Source organism: Pseudomonas sp. Irchel 3H9, from assembly GCF_900187495.1.
Classification (GTDB): Bacteria; Pseudomonadota; Gammaproteobacteria; order Pseudomonadales; family Pseudomonadaceae; genus Aquipseudomonas; species Aquipseudomonas sivasensis.
Genome location: NZ_FYDK01000001.1, coordinates 810114 through 824654, shown reverse-complemented (window position 1 = coordinate 824654; position 14541 = coordinate 810114). Strand labels below are relative to the sequence as shown.

At 60.7% G+C, this 14541-nt stretch carries 15 protein-coding genes; 6 read left to right on the top strand and 9 right to left on the bottom strand.

The window, feature by feature from the left end:
* Positions 1 to 69: 69 nt before the first annotated feature.
* Positions 70 to 990, bottom strand: coding sequence for a ParB/Srx family N-terminal domain-containing protein (locus tag CKW32_RS03960; RefSeq protein ID WP_095184097.1), 921 nt, complete (start codon positions 988 to 990; stop codon positions 70 to 72).
* Between the two features lie 101 nt (positions 991 to 1091).
* Between CKW32_RS03960 and CKW32_RS03955 the strand changes: the two genes are divergently transcribed.
* The 3 genes from CKW32_RS03955 to CKW32_RS03945 all read left to right on the top strand — a co-directional run bounded on the left by CKW32_RS03955 (position 1092) and on the right by CKW32_RS03945 (position 2520).
* The gene (locus CKW32_RS03955; protein ID WP_003210675.1) at positions 1092 to 1466 is read left to right on the top strand and encodes a YajD family HNH nuclease; all 375 of its coding nucleotides are present in this window, start codon (positions 1092 to 1094) and stop codon (positions 1464 to 1466) included.
* Between the two features lie 168 nt (positions 1467 to 1634).
* The gene (locus CKW32_RS03950) at positions 1635 to 2102 is read left to right on the top strand and encodes an RNA methyltransferase (RefSeq protein ID WP_003189607.1); all 468 of its coding nucleotides are present in this window, start codon (positions 1635 to 1637) and stop codon (positions 2100 to 2102) included.
* Positions 2103 to 2169: 67 nt separating this feature from the next.
* Complete coding sequence (locus CKW32_RS03945) at positions 2170 to 2520, top strand: DUF2892 domain-containing protein (protein ID WP_095184096.1); 351 nt, start codon at positions 2170 to 2172, stop codon at positions 2518 to 2520.
* A gap of 145 nt (positions 2521 to 2665) precedes the next feature.
* Here the strand turns inward: CKW32_RS03945 and CKW32_RS03940 are convergent, their stop codons facing one another.
* Positions 2666 to 3886 (bottom strand): hypothetical protein, encoded by a 1221-nt coding sequence (locus CKW32_RS03940; protein WP_095184095.1) that lies wholly within the window; start codon positions 3884 to 3886, stop codon positions 2666 to 2668.
* Positions 3887 to 3899: 13 nt separating this feature from the next.
* Positions 3900 to 4349: a YcgN family cysteine cluster protein gene (locus CKW32_RS03935; protein WP_003172524.1), complete on the bottom strand. Its 450-nt coding sequence runs from the start codon at positions 4347 to 4349 to the stop codon at positions 3900 to 3902.
* A gap of 153 nt (positions 4350 to 4502) precedes the next feature.
* Here CKW32_RS03935 and CKW32_RS03930 point away from each other — a divergent pair, with 153 nt between their 5' ends.
* On the top strand, positions 4503 to 5087 hold the full coding sequence (locus CKW32_RS03930) for a nitroreductase family protein (RefSeq protein WP_032888724.1): 585 nt from the start codon (positions 4503 to 4505) through the stop codon (positions 5085 to 5087).
* Positions 5088 to 5133: 46 nt separating this feature from the next.
* On the opposite strand, the gene CKW32_RS03925 is transcribed toward CKW32_RS03930, so the two are convergent.
* The 6 genes from CKW32_RS03925 to CKW32_RS03900 form a co-directional block, all read right to left on the bottom strand.
* Positions 5134 to 7668, bottom strand: a complete 2535-nt coding sequence (locus CKW32_RS03925; protein WP_143499317.1) for a hypothetical protein — start codon at positions 7666 to 7668, stop codon at positions 5134 to 5136.
* A gap of 142 nt (positions 7669 to 7810) precedes the next feature.
* Entirely contained in the window at positions 7811 to 8743 is a 933-nt protein-coding gene (locus tag CKW32_RS03920) for a D-2-hydroxyacid dehydrogenase (protein ID WP_032888721.1), read from the bottom strand.
* Between the two features lie 107 nt (positions 8744 to 8850).
* Positions 8851 to 9144 (bottom strand): YcgL domain-containing protein, encoded by a 294-nt coding sequence (locus CKW32_RS03915; protein ID WP_032888718.1) that lies wholly within the window; start codon positions 9142 to 9144, stop codon positions 8851 to 8853.
* Positions 9141 to 10274, bottom strand: coding sequence for a ribonuclease D (gene rnd, locus CKW32_RS03910; RefSeq protein WP_095184093.1), 1134 nt, complete (start codon positions 10272 to 10274; stop codon positions 9141 to 9143). The genes CKW32_RS03915 and rnd overlap by 4 nt, the downstream gene beginning before the upstream one ends.
* Before the next feature lie 122 nt (positions 10275 to 10396).
* On the bottom strand, positions 10397 to 10996 hold the full coding sequence (locus tag CKW32_RS03905; RefSeq protein WP_032888714.1) for a class I SAM-dependent methyltransferase: 600 nt from the start codon (positions 10994 to 10996) through the stop codon (positions 10397 to 10399).
* 101 nt (positions 10997 to 11097) lie between these two features.
* The gene (locus CKW32_RS03900) at positions 11098 to 12468 is read right to left on the bottom strand and encodes a glutamine synthetase family protein (RefSeq protein WP_095184092.1); all 1371 of its coding nucleotides are present in this window, start codon (positions 12466 to 12468) and stop codon (positions 11098 to 11100) included.
* A gap of 366 nt (positions 12469 to 12834) precedes the next feature.
* Between CKW32_RS03900 and CKW32_RS03895 the strand changes: the two genes are divergently transcribed.
* Positions 12835 to 13608: a transporter substrate-binding domain-containing protein gene (locus CKW32_RS03895; RefSeq protein ID WP_095184091.1), complete on the top strand. Its 774-nt coding sequence runs from the start codon at positions 12835 to 12837 to the stop codon at positions 13606 to 13608.
* A 49-nt stretch (positions 13609 to 13657) separates the two neighbouring features.
* Positions 13658 to 14497, top strand: coding sequence for a cache domain-containing protein (locus tag CKW32_RS03890; protein ID WP_032888706.1), 840 nt, complete (start codon positions 13658 to 13660; stop codon positions 14495 to 14497).
* Positions 14498 to 14541: the final 44 nt, after the last annotated feature.

The following is a 14541-nucleotide window of genomic DNA, read 5'->3' as shown; positions in this document are numbered from 1 at the left end:
TCAGTCAAAACATTTGGTGACTGACACTACGCTATCGGGGGCAAGCCCCCTGCCATATTTTGATCCCTGTCAGTTGTGGGATTTGCGGTAGTCGATCACGTACGGGACTTTTTTGTCGAAGGTCTTCTGCAGCTCATCGCGATCCAGTTGGGTCATCCCACCCAGTTGCTGGGCGGTAAAACCGCTGCCTCCCACCGGTGATCCCGGCGCCAGGCTGACCATGCGCTTGGCGACCGCTTCGATCGCATCCTTGTAGCCGCCTTTTTTGTCCAGGTTGTACTGGCCCAGATCAATTTGCGTGCGCAGCCAGTTACCCCAATAGAACTCCAGGAATTCCGGGGCGATCTCGCCGCCATCCGGCTTGCCATAGGCGGCCTTGCGGGTGAAATACACCAGGCTGCGGAAGGTGTCGTCCTGCAGATTCTTGAAGCCCAGGTGAGCAGGCAGTTGCGTAGGCGGCAGGGTCTGGCCCCGATTGTCCTTGAGCCAGACCTTGCGCGCCGCTTCCATACGCTGCCAGAAGGTGGCGAGGTCTGGGCTGTTGCTGAAATCGTCAGTCACCTTGACCCACATTTTCAACTGAGGGCCGGCACCCGGCGTTTGCCAAAGGGTGGTGAAACTGTGGTGACCGTCGGTCAGGTACAACTGGCCACCAGGGCCGACCACCACGGTTTTCATGTCCTCGGGATGAGTGCCTACCGGGTCTTTGCACGTGAAGCTGGAAGGCGCAAGCAGGCTGGCGTTCTTGGGTACCTTGTCGGCCTCGCCCTGACCGTTGGTTTCGCAGAATTCATCAAAGGCCTTGGTGGGTTTGTCGGCGAACAGCCCGAGGCTGTAGTAGATCTGGTCGAAACCCACCACGGCCTGGGTCGGGTGCAACTGTTCAAGGGTGACCTCAATCACCTGCCCGGGCTTGGGCGTCGAAAACGCCTGGGCTTGAGCCGCCAGCGCGCAGAAAAGCAGTGCAATTGTCCATGTGTACCAACGCATAGGTTTCAGATCCTTGTGAAATGAATGAACCGATACTACAAACGCCCGCCGACGGCTAGAATCAACGTTATCCGTGACCCACAAAATAGCCAGGAGCCATGATGAGCTCGACCAACCCGCCCTCCCACACCGCCAAGCTGGACCGCATCCTCGCCGATGCCCAGCGTGACCGGGAAATGGGCTACCGCGACAAAGCCCTCAAGATGTACCCCCACGTGTGCGGCCGCTGCGCCCGTGAATTCGCCGGCAAGCGCCTGAGCGAACTCACCGTACACCACCGCAACCACAATCATGATGACAACCCTCAGGACGGCTCCAACTGGGAGTTGCTGTGCCTGTACTGCCACGACAACGAACATTCGCGCTACACCGATCAGCAGTACTTCGGCGAAGGCTCCACCAGCAGCCCGACGATTGCCAAGGCCACGCATAACCCGTTTGCGGCGCTGGCGGGGTTGATGAAGAAAGACGACTGAAGAGTGTCGTCGTCTGTCCTGGCGTCATCGGGAGCAAGCCCCCTCCCACATTTTGAGTTGTGAACACTTTCAAATGTGGGAGGGGGCTTGCTCCCGATAGCGTTAGCCCAAGCAATACATCACCTTCAAGCCGTATAATCGCCGCTTTTCTCCAAGGCACCCTTCCCCGTGGGCAATAAACGCTACAGCTGCATCGGTCTGTATAACCCCAAATCCCCCGAAAACGTCGGCTCGGTCATGCGTGCCGCCGGTTGCTACGGCGTGGCCTCGGTGTTCTACACCGGCGTGCGTTACGAGCGCGCCCGGGACTTCATCACCGACACCAAGAAGGTCCATCACGATATTCCGCTGATCGGCATCGATGACCTGAAAAAAATCCTGCCCCTGGGCTGTATCCCCGTCGCCGTGGAACTGGTGGAGGGCGCCCGTCCCCTGCCCGAGTACACCCACCCCGACCGCGCGCTGTATATCTTCGGCCCGGAAGACGGCTCGCTGGATAAGGAGATCCGGGACTGGTGCGAAGACGTGGTCTACATCCCGACCACCGGCTGCATGAACCTGGCCGCCACGGTCAACGTGGTGCTCTATGACCGCCTGGCCAAGGGCAACAACACCCGTTCGGGCCCCAAGTATTGATTTTTTGGGAACATCCGACGCCCGCCAGCAGTCAGCTACTTACACTTGCCCTTGTTGGAGACAGATCATGAGCGACAGCAAAAACGTGCGACCTATCATCGAGCACACGCCCTTCCAGAGCCAGCCGACGCAAAACGTCCACGGCTGGGAACGCATCGGCTCGGTGGCCGGTGGCGTGATGATGGTCGGCAAAGGCCTGCGCCGTGGCGGGATTTTCGGTTTGATCCAGGTGGCGATTGGCGGTGTGGCACTGGCCCGTGGTTTTACCGGGCACAGCTCGCTCAAGGACAAGCTGGAACAGGGTCGCCAGGAAATGAACAGCGTGCGTACGAAGATCGAGCGTGCAGGTGCAGAGCTGAAAAACCTGAAGACCAAGGCGGAAGTGGCGGCTGAGAAGGCCGTTAAAACCACAGGCTGAACCTGGCTTTCGGTAGGTTAGAGATCCAAAAGTGGGAGGGGGCTTGCTCCCGATAGCAGAATGTCAGTCAGCACATGTTGTGCCTGAATCAGCGCTATCGGGAGCAAGCCCCCTCCCACATGTTGATTGATGCAGAGGTTGAAAATCAGCGCAGTAGCTTGGTATCCAGCACAACCGACGACTCGCCAATAATGCTCTCAGCCAGCTGCACGAACTCCGCCGTCGTAATGCTGTTCGCCCGCATCACCGCTTGCGCGAGGTCATCCAGCGAGCGTTTATTATGGGTTTTCACCCGAATCTCGCTGTCCAGCTCCTGCAATATCACCACTGCCCGCGACACGGTTGCACCACTGACATGCTCGCCGCGTAGCGTCGTGACATCTTTGCCCTCCTTGCTCAACCGCGCCTGTATCGCCTGATACCGCTCATCGGTGATCCCACCGGCACGGCGCACCAGTTCGATGGCGTAATACTCCCCAAGCCCTTCGCTGATCCAGTCACTGGTGTCGTGATCGTTGAAACGTCCGATCGCCTGCACTACTTCACGAATCAACGGGCTGCTGCCGTTTTCGCTGACCAGCGGTGTGCGGCTGTTGAGGTAGATCGAGTCATGCGCCGAGAACACGCCACGGCGCATCGGATCACTGGCGCCCACCACCAACAGCTTGGCCGGATGACGCGGGAACGCGGCTTCGACCTGGGGCCAGACAAAGGTCAGCAACGTCAGCACGTCCATGCGGCGCATGGCCTGACCCTTGGGCGACGCCACGGTGACTTCAGTTTCGCCCAGGCGCACGCGGCGGCTGCCAAGCGTGCCCGCGAGCATCCAGCCGGTGGGCCGGTCGAACAGGCGGGAAACGTTGTCGATGCGAAATTTATTCTTGCCGATACGGGGCCAGGCGGTTTCGACGCTTTTCCAGCCCGCAGGCAATTCGAACACCAGGCGCGAGATCAACTCGACGCCATCCTGCTGGTCGAGCCGCGCGGTCGGCACCAGGTCTTCGCCGCGAAACAGCGCCCAACTCGCAGTCATACGTGCTTCATAGCTGCCCGGCTTGCGCGCCTGGGTGAGGTGCACGCGGTAGGTCAGACTGGCCTTGTCGGCGCTGGGCTGCCACACGCCCCGCTGGCCACTGACCTTCCACTGGCCGTCGGCCTTGAAGTCGCTGTAACTGCCTGCCGGGCCCAGGTCAAAGTCCAGGCTGCGCACGGCCGAGCCTTGTGACAGGCTCAGGCGTACTTCAGCCTGATCGCTCTGGGGCAGCAATTTAACGTGATAATCCAGGTCGACTTTCCTGGCGCACCACGCAGGCATGCTCAGCGCCAGCAGCACCAGGCATGCCGCCAGCTGGGTTCCCACCTTCATACACACTCCTTTTTCAGCCTGCGCGGAAGATCAGGTAATCCTCCCAGTCGTCTTCAGGCACGCTGCCTTCGCTGAGCATGCGTCCAGACTGGGAAATGCGTTCGTGGTGCACGGCGTCGCGGTCGCCACAGACCAGGTGGTGCCACAGCGGTAAATCCTTGCGCTCGCTGACCAGGCGGTAGCCGCAGGTGGGCGGCAGCCATTTGAACTGATCGGCCTGGCCTGGGGTGAGCTGGATGCAGTCGGGCACCGAGGCGCGGCGGTTGGGGTAGTCGGTGCACTGGCAGGTTTTCAGGTCCAGCAGTTTGCAGGCGATACGGGTGTAATAGACGCTGTTGTCGTCTTCATCCTCAAGCTTTTGCAGGCAGCACAGGCCACAGCCGTCGCATAATGACTCCCACTCCTCCTGGTCGAGGTGTTCAAGGGTTTTGCGTATCCAGAAAGGTTCGACTTTGGCGGCCATGGCTCTGCATCAGTATCGGTAGGTGAAAAGGCCGCCAGTCTAGTGCCCAAGCCCCTTGGAACCAAGCGCTTACGACTGGCGGTGTTACAACACTTGTCAGTCTAGCGGGCGCGCAGTAGCTTTGAGCGCCGAATTGACGATCAGGACCTGCTCATGACACGTGTTGCCGACTATCCGATCCACACCCAGTTCACCGACCGCTGGTCGCCCCGCGCCTTCACCGGCGAGAGCATCTCGAAAGAGACGCTGCTGAGTTTCTTCGAAGCCGCACGCTGGGCGCCGTCGGCCTACAACTCGCAGCCGTGGCGGTTTCTCTACGCGCGCCGCGACACGCCGGACTGGGAACGTTTCCTGGGCCTGCTCAATGAATTCAACCGCGGTTGGGCGCAGCATGCCTCGGCCCTGGTGATCATCGCCTCGAAAACCGACTTCGTCGCTCCCGGTGCCACCGAAGAAACCCCAGCGCTGTGGCACACCTTCGACACTGGCTCTGCTTGGGGCCACCTGGCACTGCAAGCCAGCCTCAGTGGCTGGCACACCCACGGCATGGCCGGTTTCGATCAGGAGCTGACACGCAAGGAGTTGAAGATTCCGGAAGGTTACGCGCTGCACGCGGCCGTGGCCGTTGGCAAGCTGGGAGACAAGTCGACCCTGCCGGAGTACCTGCAAGGGCGTGAAGTGCCGAGCCCGCGCAAGCCGCTGAGCGAGCTGGTGTCCGAAGGTGATTTCGGCCTCTGACAGCCAGTACCCTGCCGCCTGAACGCGGCAGGGTGTCTCTTGAGGACTACCGGGCGATCAGTTCGCTGAACGCCGAGCGCAGCTGCGTGATTTGCCGGTCATACGCGTTCTTGACCGCCGGCACCATGAACTCGGCGGGCATACCGTTCATGTCGATGGGATAGAGCTTGTTGTCTGTTTTTGAGTACATGAAGTTACTCAACTGCGGGTCGTTATGAAAAATATCCCTGGCCTCCATTTGCGCTACCGCGTCGTCGAGTAACGAACGTGCTTCGGCGGGCAGGCTGCCTTTTTCGACATGGGCAAGATCAACCCCGTCAACTTTGCCCATCTTTATGTATTTGCGGCCGTCCTCGATCAATACCTCGGCAAAGCCCTCTCCGTAGTACTTGTTCAAATTGACCACTTCCATGTCGACGTAGCCCTCTACCGAGGTCAAGCGGGTCGGCCCCAAATCTTTATAAACACTCTTACCGTCGAGGCTTGTATACACCACGCCTTCGCCCCCACGGCCGATTTCGGGGCCGAGATCGGCTTTGACCGCAACCGGCTGGCCGCCCCGCGCACCCAGTCGCCGCCATTGGTCATCCTGCACACGTTCGAGTAACAACGGAGTTTGCCGGTTGTTGTGGTACACCCGCGCCTGCACGCTGCCGTCCGCGCCGCGGGACACCTGCCGGACCTCATAAACGCCAGCCTGGCCGGAAGCGTCGAGATGGCGCACATACGAGCGATGGCCGTCGGCAGCAACGTACACGCCCTGATTATTGCGCGAGAGCCCGGCGAGGCTCGACTCCGGTGCCCTGTAATGACGAAACAGCCCATTGCTCAGCTCACCGGCAGAAGCACTGCCCCTGGTCACCCACCTGCCGCCGCTCACCAGCAGATCGCCGACGCCGCTCAAGGGGTTGAAGGCCTCCACCGCCGTTGCGCCAACAAACCTCACCGCCTTGGCCGCCTGGCGCGCAGTGGTCAAGGCGCCGCCCAGCACCTTACCCGCCTGCACGGCTTTGCCGGCGCCCAACGTAACCAGGCCAACCGCATCCAGGCCCAGGTCGAACACGCCCTGCCCAATGTTGCCGTTTTGGAAGTTGACGATAGCCGAGCGCAACGGGATCAAGTTCAGGAAGAATTCACCAATGGCTTCATTGCGGGCGCTGTCTTGATCAAAGGACGTCAGGCCCCGGGCCTCGTTCATCAGATCGTCGTTGTTCAGGTCGAGGGATTTGACGAACACATCAGCAATGGCATGGCTGCGCCGCGAGTTGAGACTGTCAGAGGCTTGGGTGCCTTGGGGTTGCGCCGGGAAATCGCTGTCGGGCTCAAACTGAACGGTTCTAGAAAGAATATTCGCATCGCGCGATTCCATATTCGCAGCGGTGTAAGGCGGAGTACGTCGGCGCAATAGAAAGTTTTCTTTCTCAACGGTGCCGATTCGCGTGTCGAGGGTATAGAGATTGACCTCGCCGTTTCGAGTCGCCTTCACCTCCAGCGTATGGCCGCGCACGTGCAGCGCCGGCGGAGTAAACAGGTCTTTGGCGATTGTGTACTGGTTGGTGTGGAAGAATTCGAGCTTGCCGAACTCCAGGTTATTGCGGTCCTCCAGGGGCAACGTGGCGATCATCTGCCGCACGCGACTCTGTTGCCCGGTTTGATGGGCGCTGATCGCCTGGTCGTAGGCCTTCGTGAATGCGCTGGCGACCTCCAGCTTGCCTTGTTGGTAAAGGCTGCAAAAACGGTCAATGGGCAGGCGTTTGTTATTGCTCACCCAATGCTCATCGGTCGCCAATGGACCGCCGTGCATGACGATATCCAGCATAGAGCGTGAGCCGGGATGGATGCCTGGGCGCCCTTTGGTGAGCCTGGCCTTTTGAAAATGCCTGACTTCGAAGAGGCTCGGGTCGACGTCAGGAAACGCCCGCTCAAGCAGGGCCAGCGCCATGGCTCTGCGGCTGGGGATTGGCGTTTGCAGTAGGGCGCTGGTGCTTTTCAGCGCGCTGAGCTGTTCGTTGTAGGCCGCCCTCAGGCGCTCCATTGCACTGGCCGATGGCATCTCATCGGTGCGGGTCAGCACACCGTTGGCCACGCCCCACTCCGTCAGGGCCTGCCCATCGATGCGCTGGCGAGTGGCAGCGTCAAGGGTGAGCGATTCGGCGTTCAGCAAAATTTCGGCATACCCCATACCGAGCGTGCGGCCTGGCGCGTGAGCTTCGATCCTGCCCACAGCCATCGCCAACTGAGCCCAGAGCACACTGGCGCAGGTCACGCTGGCGGGAATGTCCTTGACCAAATATTCAGGTGCGGAATTGATCAGTAAGCGATACGCGGCCTGGTGGGCTGCTTGAACGCTGGCACCGCCTTTTTCGAGTAAATGGCTGGCCAATCGTTGGATGACGACCGAAGGCGGTTGCCCCCAATGGTCGCTACGCGTCAGGTCAAAGCCGGACAAGTCTTCAAGCGGTGCAGGGACATCGACCGGACGCGACGGGTCAGGCTCGCGGTCGGGGGTGCGGGTTACGTCATTGTGGTGGGCGGGCGCCATCGGGCGCGGCTGAACAGCGGGGGAAATAAGGGGCGTCATGGAAATACCTGTCCTTAGCCAAAAGGAGTCCGTTAAAGGCGCGACCTTGCGCCCTTTGCGGCCCTTGGGTGGAACGCGCCGTCAATGCGGTTCCATCCTGACTGTCAGGTTTTATGTAGGCCCAGCGAGCGGCGCGGTGGCGTCAGTACCCGCGCTCGAAATCCACTTCTCCGCGTAATGCCTGCTTGGCCTTATACGCGCGGATATTTTCCAAGAACAACTCCACCATCATCGGCGGCGACGTGGGTGCGGAACTGTGCCCGGTCAACAGCAACCCCCAGGCGGTCCAGAATGGATGACGCTGCGGCAGTGGCTCCTGGCGACATACGTCGATCACTGCGCCGGCCAGGTGCCCTTCCTTCAGGGCTTCGACCAGATCAGCATCCACCACCGCCACACCACGGCCGACATTGATAAACAAGCCCGTCGGCTTGAATTGCTTGAACAGCGCGGCGTCGTACAGGTCATGGGTGTTCGGCGTGTTGGGCAGCAGGTTGATCACGTAGTCCACCTCACCGACCAGACGCCCGATCTGATCAAGCCCGGCCACTTCGATAAACGGGGCCTGTTCACGCTCAGTACTGGCAATGCCATACAGCTTGACGCCAAACGGCACCAGAAACTCAGCCACACTCTGGCCAATATCGCCGGTGCCCACAATCAACACCTTACGCCCCGCCAGGCTCTGGCCGGTGCGGCTGTCCCACTTGCGCTCGACCTGGCTGACCAACCGCGCCAGTACTTCGCGTTCGTGGCCGAGCATATACGTGAGGACAAACTCGGCCATGACCTGGCCAAAAATACCGACGGCGCGGGTCAAGCGATAATCGCGGGGCAAGCCTTCGGCCAGCAGGGGGGTGATACCGGCCCAGGTCGATTGCAGCCATTGTGGTTGGTGGCCCTGGCGCAACAGAGTGGCCAGCAGGTCCGGTTGGCCAAGCCAGACCGGGCAATCGGCGGCCAGACGAGACAGTTCGGCCGAGTCGCCACTGGTGAGCACCTCAAGGTCCGGCGCCACGTCATTGAGCAGTTGGGCGTAGAGCGGGTGATCCTGTTCAGCAATCAGAACACGCATGGTTCAAACCTTTCAAAAACAGTGCAGACGGCCGCCCGCTTCCTTACGGCCACCGCCCACTAATACGATTCCATTGAAACCTGTGCCCTGAAGCGGGCACTGACCGATTACATCGGGTCGTTACGACGCAGCAGCTCTTCGGGCAAGTGTTCGATGTACTCGTCCTCGGCCGGCGGCATTTGCAGGTGGTAGCCCTGCTTATCGAGGTTTTCCAGGACCACGACGATGTCTTCGCGCGACAGCTTGCGCTCTGGTGTCAGCACCATGTCGAAGGCGTGATGCGGCTTGCCGAAGGCGACCATCAATGGCTCCGGCACGCGCTCAAGTGCATCGCTCTTGAGCACGTAGAGGTACATGCCGTCTTTTTTCAAGCTGCGGTAGATGGAGCAAATACGTTTCAAGGCTGTTCTCCGGCAGTGGCCAGGCTGTCGAGCAGCGCCTGGCCCATCAACTCGCGGCGCCAGCCACGCAGCGAGTCTGGCAATTTATAAGGCCCATCGGGGTAGCCACTTTTAACCAAGGCTTCGAGGGTTTTCTTGCGCAGCATCAGTTCCGGCGCCATTTCCAGGCGTTCGGCGAATGTCTGGCCCAGGGCGCGCAGTTGCTTGATCAGCGTGGCGGCATCCACCGGCAGCGGTTCAGCCACAGCCGGCGGCCATTGGTCCGCGGGCACGCTGCCGGCACGTTTGATCAGGTCCAGCAGGAACTGGCCATCCTGACGCACGGTGCGCGGGTGCATGTCTTCGATCTTGCCCAGGGCGGCGAGGTTATCCGGCTGGGATTTGGCCAGGGGCCACAACGAGTGTTCACGAACGATGCGGTTGCGCGGCAGGTCACGGGCGCGGGCTTGCTGTTCGCGCCAGGCGCACAGTTCACGCAGTACGGCGAGTTGAGCGCGGGACAGTTTCCACGCCAGCTTGGCGTCGCGGTACACCTCGTACGGGTCGACTTCCCGGCGCAGGTTGGCCACCAGTTCGGCGCCATCTTCCAGCACCCAGGCATATTTATCGTCTGATAGCTGCGGGCGCAGGCGAATGTAGACCTCGGCCAGGTGTACCGCGTCTTCGGCGGCGTAGCTGATCTGGGTTTCGGACAACGGCCGCTGCAGCCAGTCCGAGCGGGTCTCGCCCTTGGGCAGCTCGATGTCGAGTACGGCTTGTACCAGGCGCGAGTAGCCCATGGAGAAACCGAGATTCAGGTAAGCGGCGGCCAATTGGGTGTCGAACAACGGCACTGGCAGGCTGCCAGTCAGGCGCAGCAACACTTCCAAGTCTTCGCTGCAGGCGTGCACCACCTTGATCACGGCAGGGTTTTCCAGCAGATCGGCGAGGGGTTTCCAGTTGTCGATGGTCAGGGGATCGATCAGGTAAGCGCGTACGCCATCACCAATCTGGATCAGCCCGGCAATGGGATAAAAGGTGTCGACCCGCATGAATTCGGTGTCGAGGGCGACGAATGGCAACTGCTGCCATTCGGCGCAATGCTGGCCGAGGCTATCGTTGTCGCAGATCCAGTGAATATCGATGGCCACACGGCTCTCCCTTGAAGAATGGCGCGCAGTATATATCGCGAAAGAGGCTAGCGAGCATCCGCAGTGCACTGGCAACCATGAAAACTCAGACAGGGGATGAAGAATAGCCCTACAGGCCAGAGTTATCCTTTCTTACGAAGCACATAGACGCGCCACAGGCTGGAGCCTGGCATGAATTCCTGCTGGTTCAGGACCTTGAAGCCAGCCTGACGAAACTCGTCGTCTACCGCCGTTCGCGAATTGACCGAGACAATCACCGTATCGCGGCTGACGCGGTGAAACTCCCGCAGCAACGCCAGACGTCCTTCGCTGCTGGGCACATGGCGAAATAACTCCAGGCAAAAGATGCAATCCACCGCATTTGCCGACAAGCCGATGGAAAACGCCGAACCCTGAAAGGTTTTGATCCGCTTTAGCAGCGTCGCCGGATGGTGGGTGCGCGCATGGTCGAGCATGTCCTGGGAGTTGTCCGAGGCGAGGATCACCCGGTTGATATGCTCGGCCAATACCGGCCAGAACCGTCCCGAGCCGCAGGCCAGGTCGAGGATCAGCCCCGGTTCGCCGGCAACCTTGAGTGCGTGGCGAACCAACCACTCGTCGCGCCATGACGCAAGGCGCCGCAGCATTCCGGGTGGGCGCGTGTCCGCACAGACCTTGGCATGTTCAAGGCCACAGCGCTCTGCGTATTCGATCTCGATGGAGGATGGTGGTTGTGGCGACATCACGGGCTCATTGGATTTAAACAGTGGTGAACGACCTTGATTCGCAGCTTAACCACCGCAACGTGAAAAAAAGGTCGAAGCCTCCACGCCCTTCAATCCATTCAGGCTTGATGCAGATACCAACGCCAATCCTGTTCGCCCACCTCGCCCATGAACTGCCGATACTCAGCGCGCTTCACCGCCAGGTACACCCCCAGGAACTCACTGCCAAACGTCTCGCGCGCCCAGCTTGAAGCTTCCAGCGCGCGCAGGGTGGTGAGCCAGTCGGTGGGCAGAAATTCCGTGGCCTGGGCGTAGCCGTTGCCTTCCACTGGTGCGCCCGGGTCGCGCTGTTCGCGGATCCCGCGATGAATACCCGCCAAGATCGCGGCAGCGGCAAGGTATGGGTTGGCGTCAGCGCCGCAGATGCGGTGTTCGATATGCCGGGAATTTGCCGGGCCACCGGGCACGCGCAGGCTGACGGTGCGGTTGTCCACGCCCCACGTGGCGGCCAGGGGCGCATAGCTGTTGGTTTGGAAGCGGCGATAGGAGTTGGCGTTGGGGCAAAACATTAGCAGCGAATCAAGCAAGGTGCTGAGCATGCCACCCACGGCCTGGCGCAGCAGCGGCGTGCCGTCGGCAGCCTCGCTGGCGAACAGGTTATTGCCTTGGGCATCCGCCAGGCTGACGTGCATGTGCATGCCGGTGCCCGCCAGGTCGTCGAAGGGCTTGGCCATGAAGCAGGCAGCCATCCCGTGTTTGTGTGCCACGCCCTTGACCAGACGCTTGTAGCGCACCGCTTCATCCATGGCTTGCAGGGCGTCGGCGCGGTGTTCCAGGGTGATTTCCACTTGGCCGGGAGCGTATTCGGAGATCGCCGTGCGCGCCGGGATGCCTTGGAGCTTACAGGCGCTATACAGGTCGGCGAGGAAGGGTTCGATCTGCTCCAGTTCGCGCAGGCCGTAGACCTGGGTCGAGCGTGGGCGACCACCGTCCACATCCCGCGCCGGTTGCGGGCGGCCGTGGCTGTCGGGTTTCTGGTCCAGCAAATAGAACTCCAGTTCGGCGGCCATCACCGGGTAATAGCCATCGGCTTTAAGCCCGTCGATGACCTTCGCCAGCACATGCCGAGGGTCGGCCACGGTGGCGGGCAAACCTTCGGTGGGGTGCATGCTGACTTGCACCGCCGCGGTCGGGATCAACCGCCACGGCATAGGTTGCAGGCTGCCACTGACCGGATAGGCGCGGCAGTCGATGTCTCCCACCTCCCACACCAGACCAGAGTTCTCCACGTCGTCGCCATTGATGGTCAGGCCGAGGATCGTACTGGGCAGGGGCCGGCCGCTTTCATACACCGCCAGCAGTTCATCGCGGTGCAGCAACTTGCCGCGGGGTACACCATTGTTGTCGAGGATAAACAGCTCGAACATCTCGATGTCCGGGTGTTGCTCAAGGAAGGACTGGGCTTCTTGCAGGCGCGCGAAATCGCTCATTGGGTTTCTCATACGTGTTCGTCAGGCAGGCGCACAGGCGCTGCCGGGCAGATGCGCAGGGGGCCGCGTCATCCATGGGGTAGATCAACGTAGGAGAAAGGAATCCGGCGGGCGCGCATGCCGACAGTGGAACAGCGCCCAGAACGCCAGTATGGACGGCAGTGTCGCGAGGTGGGTGGCGGCGGAACCGTCCATGGGGGAATCACGGTGATGAAGATGCCCGCAGCCTCACACGCCTGGATACGCTATTAAATTCAGGGATGACGGAGTTTGGTTACACCCACGCTAAACATTCGCCACGCCTTGCCACCCTGCCCCGCGCTGGAAATAATGACCGCCCCGACCATGCCCCAAGGACTCGACCGCATGAAAGCTCCCTTCGCCCTGTGTGTACTTGCGAGCCTGGCCACCAGCGCCCTGGCCGACACTGCCCCGTCACGCCTCGACGACGTGCTCCAGCGCGGCACCCTCAGCGTGTGCACGACCGGCGACTACACGCCCTACACCAAGCTGCGCGCAGATGGCACCTATGAAGGCATCGACATTGCCATGGCCGAGTCCCTGGCCAAGAGCCTCAATGCGAAAATCACCTGGGTACCCACCACCTGGAAAACCCTGATGCCGGACTTCCTCGCCCAACGCTGCGATATCGCCGTGGGCGGTATCTCGGTGTCGCTGGAGCGTCAGAAAAAAGCCTTTTTCAGCCAGTCCCTCGGCGTTGACGGCAAGATCCCGCTGGTGCGCTGCGCCGATGTACAGCGCTACCAGACCGTCGAGCAGATCAACCAGCCACAGGTGCGCGTGATCGAACCGGCGGGCGGTACCAATGAAGTGTTTGCCCGCGCCCATCTGGGCCAGGCGCAGATCCGCCTGCACGACAACGTGACCATCTTCGACGAACTGCTCGACGGCAAGGCGGACGTAATGATCACCGACGCCAGCGAAGCCCGTTACCAGCAGAAGCAGAAGCCCGGGCTGTGTGCGGTTAACCCTGAGCGGCAAATGCAGTACAGCGAAAAGGCCTTTTTGCTGCCCCGCGATGATGTGGCCTGGAAAAGCTATGTCGACCAGTGGTTGCACCTGAGTGTCGCGACCGGTGTGTACCAGGGCATTGTCGACCAATGGTTGGCAGCGCCGTGAGCTAAGGCCGACTACGCTCTTGTCACACCAATAAGAACGAGGACGGAACATGAAGGGATTGCTCCGCATCACCTGGCTGCTGCTGTTGTGTTTCAGCCAGGTGCACGCCGAAACGACTCAGGATGAGGACGCCCAGGCGGCCAAGGCCCTGCTGGAAAAAGCCCTGGCTTACTACAAGACCAATGGCGACAAAGCCCTCGCCGTGTTCAGCCGCCAAGGGGAATTTATCGACCAGGACCGTTATGTGTTCGTGATCGATACCAAGGGCGTGCTACTGGCCAGTGGTGGCCCCTCCTCCGCGTTGATCGGCCGGGACGTTAACGAGGTATTGGGGCCGGACCTGAGCCAGTCATTCAAGGATGCCCTCAAGGTGCCTGAAGACCAGGGTATCCAGCAGGCCGATTACCGTTGGCAGAACTGGAACGACGGCAAGGTAGAGCGCAAACATGTGTTTTATCAGCGGGTGGGTGATCGCATCCTGGCCGTGGGCTACTACCTCCCACGGGCCACGCCGGAACAGGCGCGAGCCTTGCGCAACAAAGCGGTCAACGCGCTGCTCAAGGATGAACCCGGTACGCTCAAGGCCATCAACTCATTGCAGGGCGGCTTCCTGCAGGATGACCTCTACGTGTTTGTGGTGGACCTGAACACCCAACGTTACGTGGCGCACGGCACCAACCTGCGGCTGGTCAACACTGACTTCAGCAAGATCAAGGACCCGGACGGCAAGCCGGTGGGCGAGCCGATCCTCAAGTTGATGGCGGAGCAGGACCAGGGGGAATACAAGTACCGCTGGAAAAACCCGGTGACCGACAAGATTGAGAACAAGCATGCCTATGTGCGCAAGGCCGGGCATTTCATGGTTGCGGTGGGTTACTACAGCCCGTGATCTGGACTGGAATGCAGTCAAATGTGGGAGGGGCGGTTCGACTT

What these genes read in the sequence shown, in the direction of transcription:
- CKW32_RS03960 (WP_095184097.1), bottom strand. Translation starts at nt 990, where the DNA reads ATGCGTTGGTACACATGGACAATTGCACTGCTTTTCTGCGCGCTGGCG.
- CKW32_RS03955 (WP_003210675.1), top strand. Translation starts at nt 1,092, where the DNA reads ATGAGCTCGACCAACCCGCCCTCCCACACCGCCAAGCTGGACCGCATC.
- CKW32_RS03945 (WP_095184096.1), top strand. Translation starts at nt 2,170, where the DNA reads ATGAGCGACAGCAAAAACGTGCGACCTATCATCGAGCACACGCCCTTC.
- CKW32_RS03940 (WP_095184095.1), bottom strand. Translation starts at nt 3,886, where the DNA reads ATGAAGGTGGGAACCCAGCTGGCGGCATGCCTGGTGCTGCTGGCGCTG.
- CKW32_RS03935 (WP_003172524.1), bottom strand. Translation starts at nt 4,349, where the DNA reads ATGGCCGCCAAAGTCGAACCTTTCTGGATACGCAAAACCCTTGAACAC.
- CKW32_RS03930 (WP_032888724.1), top strand. Translation starts at nt 4,503, where the DNA reads ATGACACGTGTTGCCGACTATCCGATCCACACCCAGTTCACCGACCGC.
- CKW32_RS03925 (WP_143499317.1), bottom strand. Translation starts at nt 7,668, where the DNA reads ATGACGCCCCTTATTTCCCCCGCTGTTCAGCCGCGCCCGATGGCGCCC.
- CKW32_RS03920 (WP_032888721.1), bottom strand. Translation starts at nt 8,743, where the DNA reads ATGCGTGTTCTGATTGCTGAACAGGATCACCCGCTCTACGCCCAACTG.
- CKW32_RS03905 (WP_032888714.1), bottom strand. Translation starts at nt 10,996, where the DNA reads ATGTCGCCACAACCACCATCCTCCATCGAGATCGAATACGCAGAGCGC.
- CKW32_RS03900 (WP_095184092.1), bottom strand. Translation starts at nt 12,468, where the DNA reads ATGAGCGATTTCGCGCGCCTGCAAGAAGCCCAGTCCTTCCTTGAGCAA.
- CKW32_RS03895 (WP_095184091.1), top strand. Translation starts at nt 12,835, where the DNA reads ATGAAAGCTCCCTTCGCCCTGTGTGTACTTGCGAGCCTGGCCACCAGC.
- CKW32_RS03890 (WP_032888706.1), top strand. Translation starts at nt 13,658, where the DNA reads ATGAAGGGATTGCTCCGCATCACCTGGCTGCTGCTGTTGTGTTTCAGC.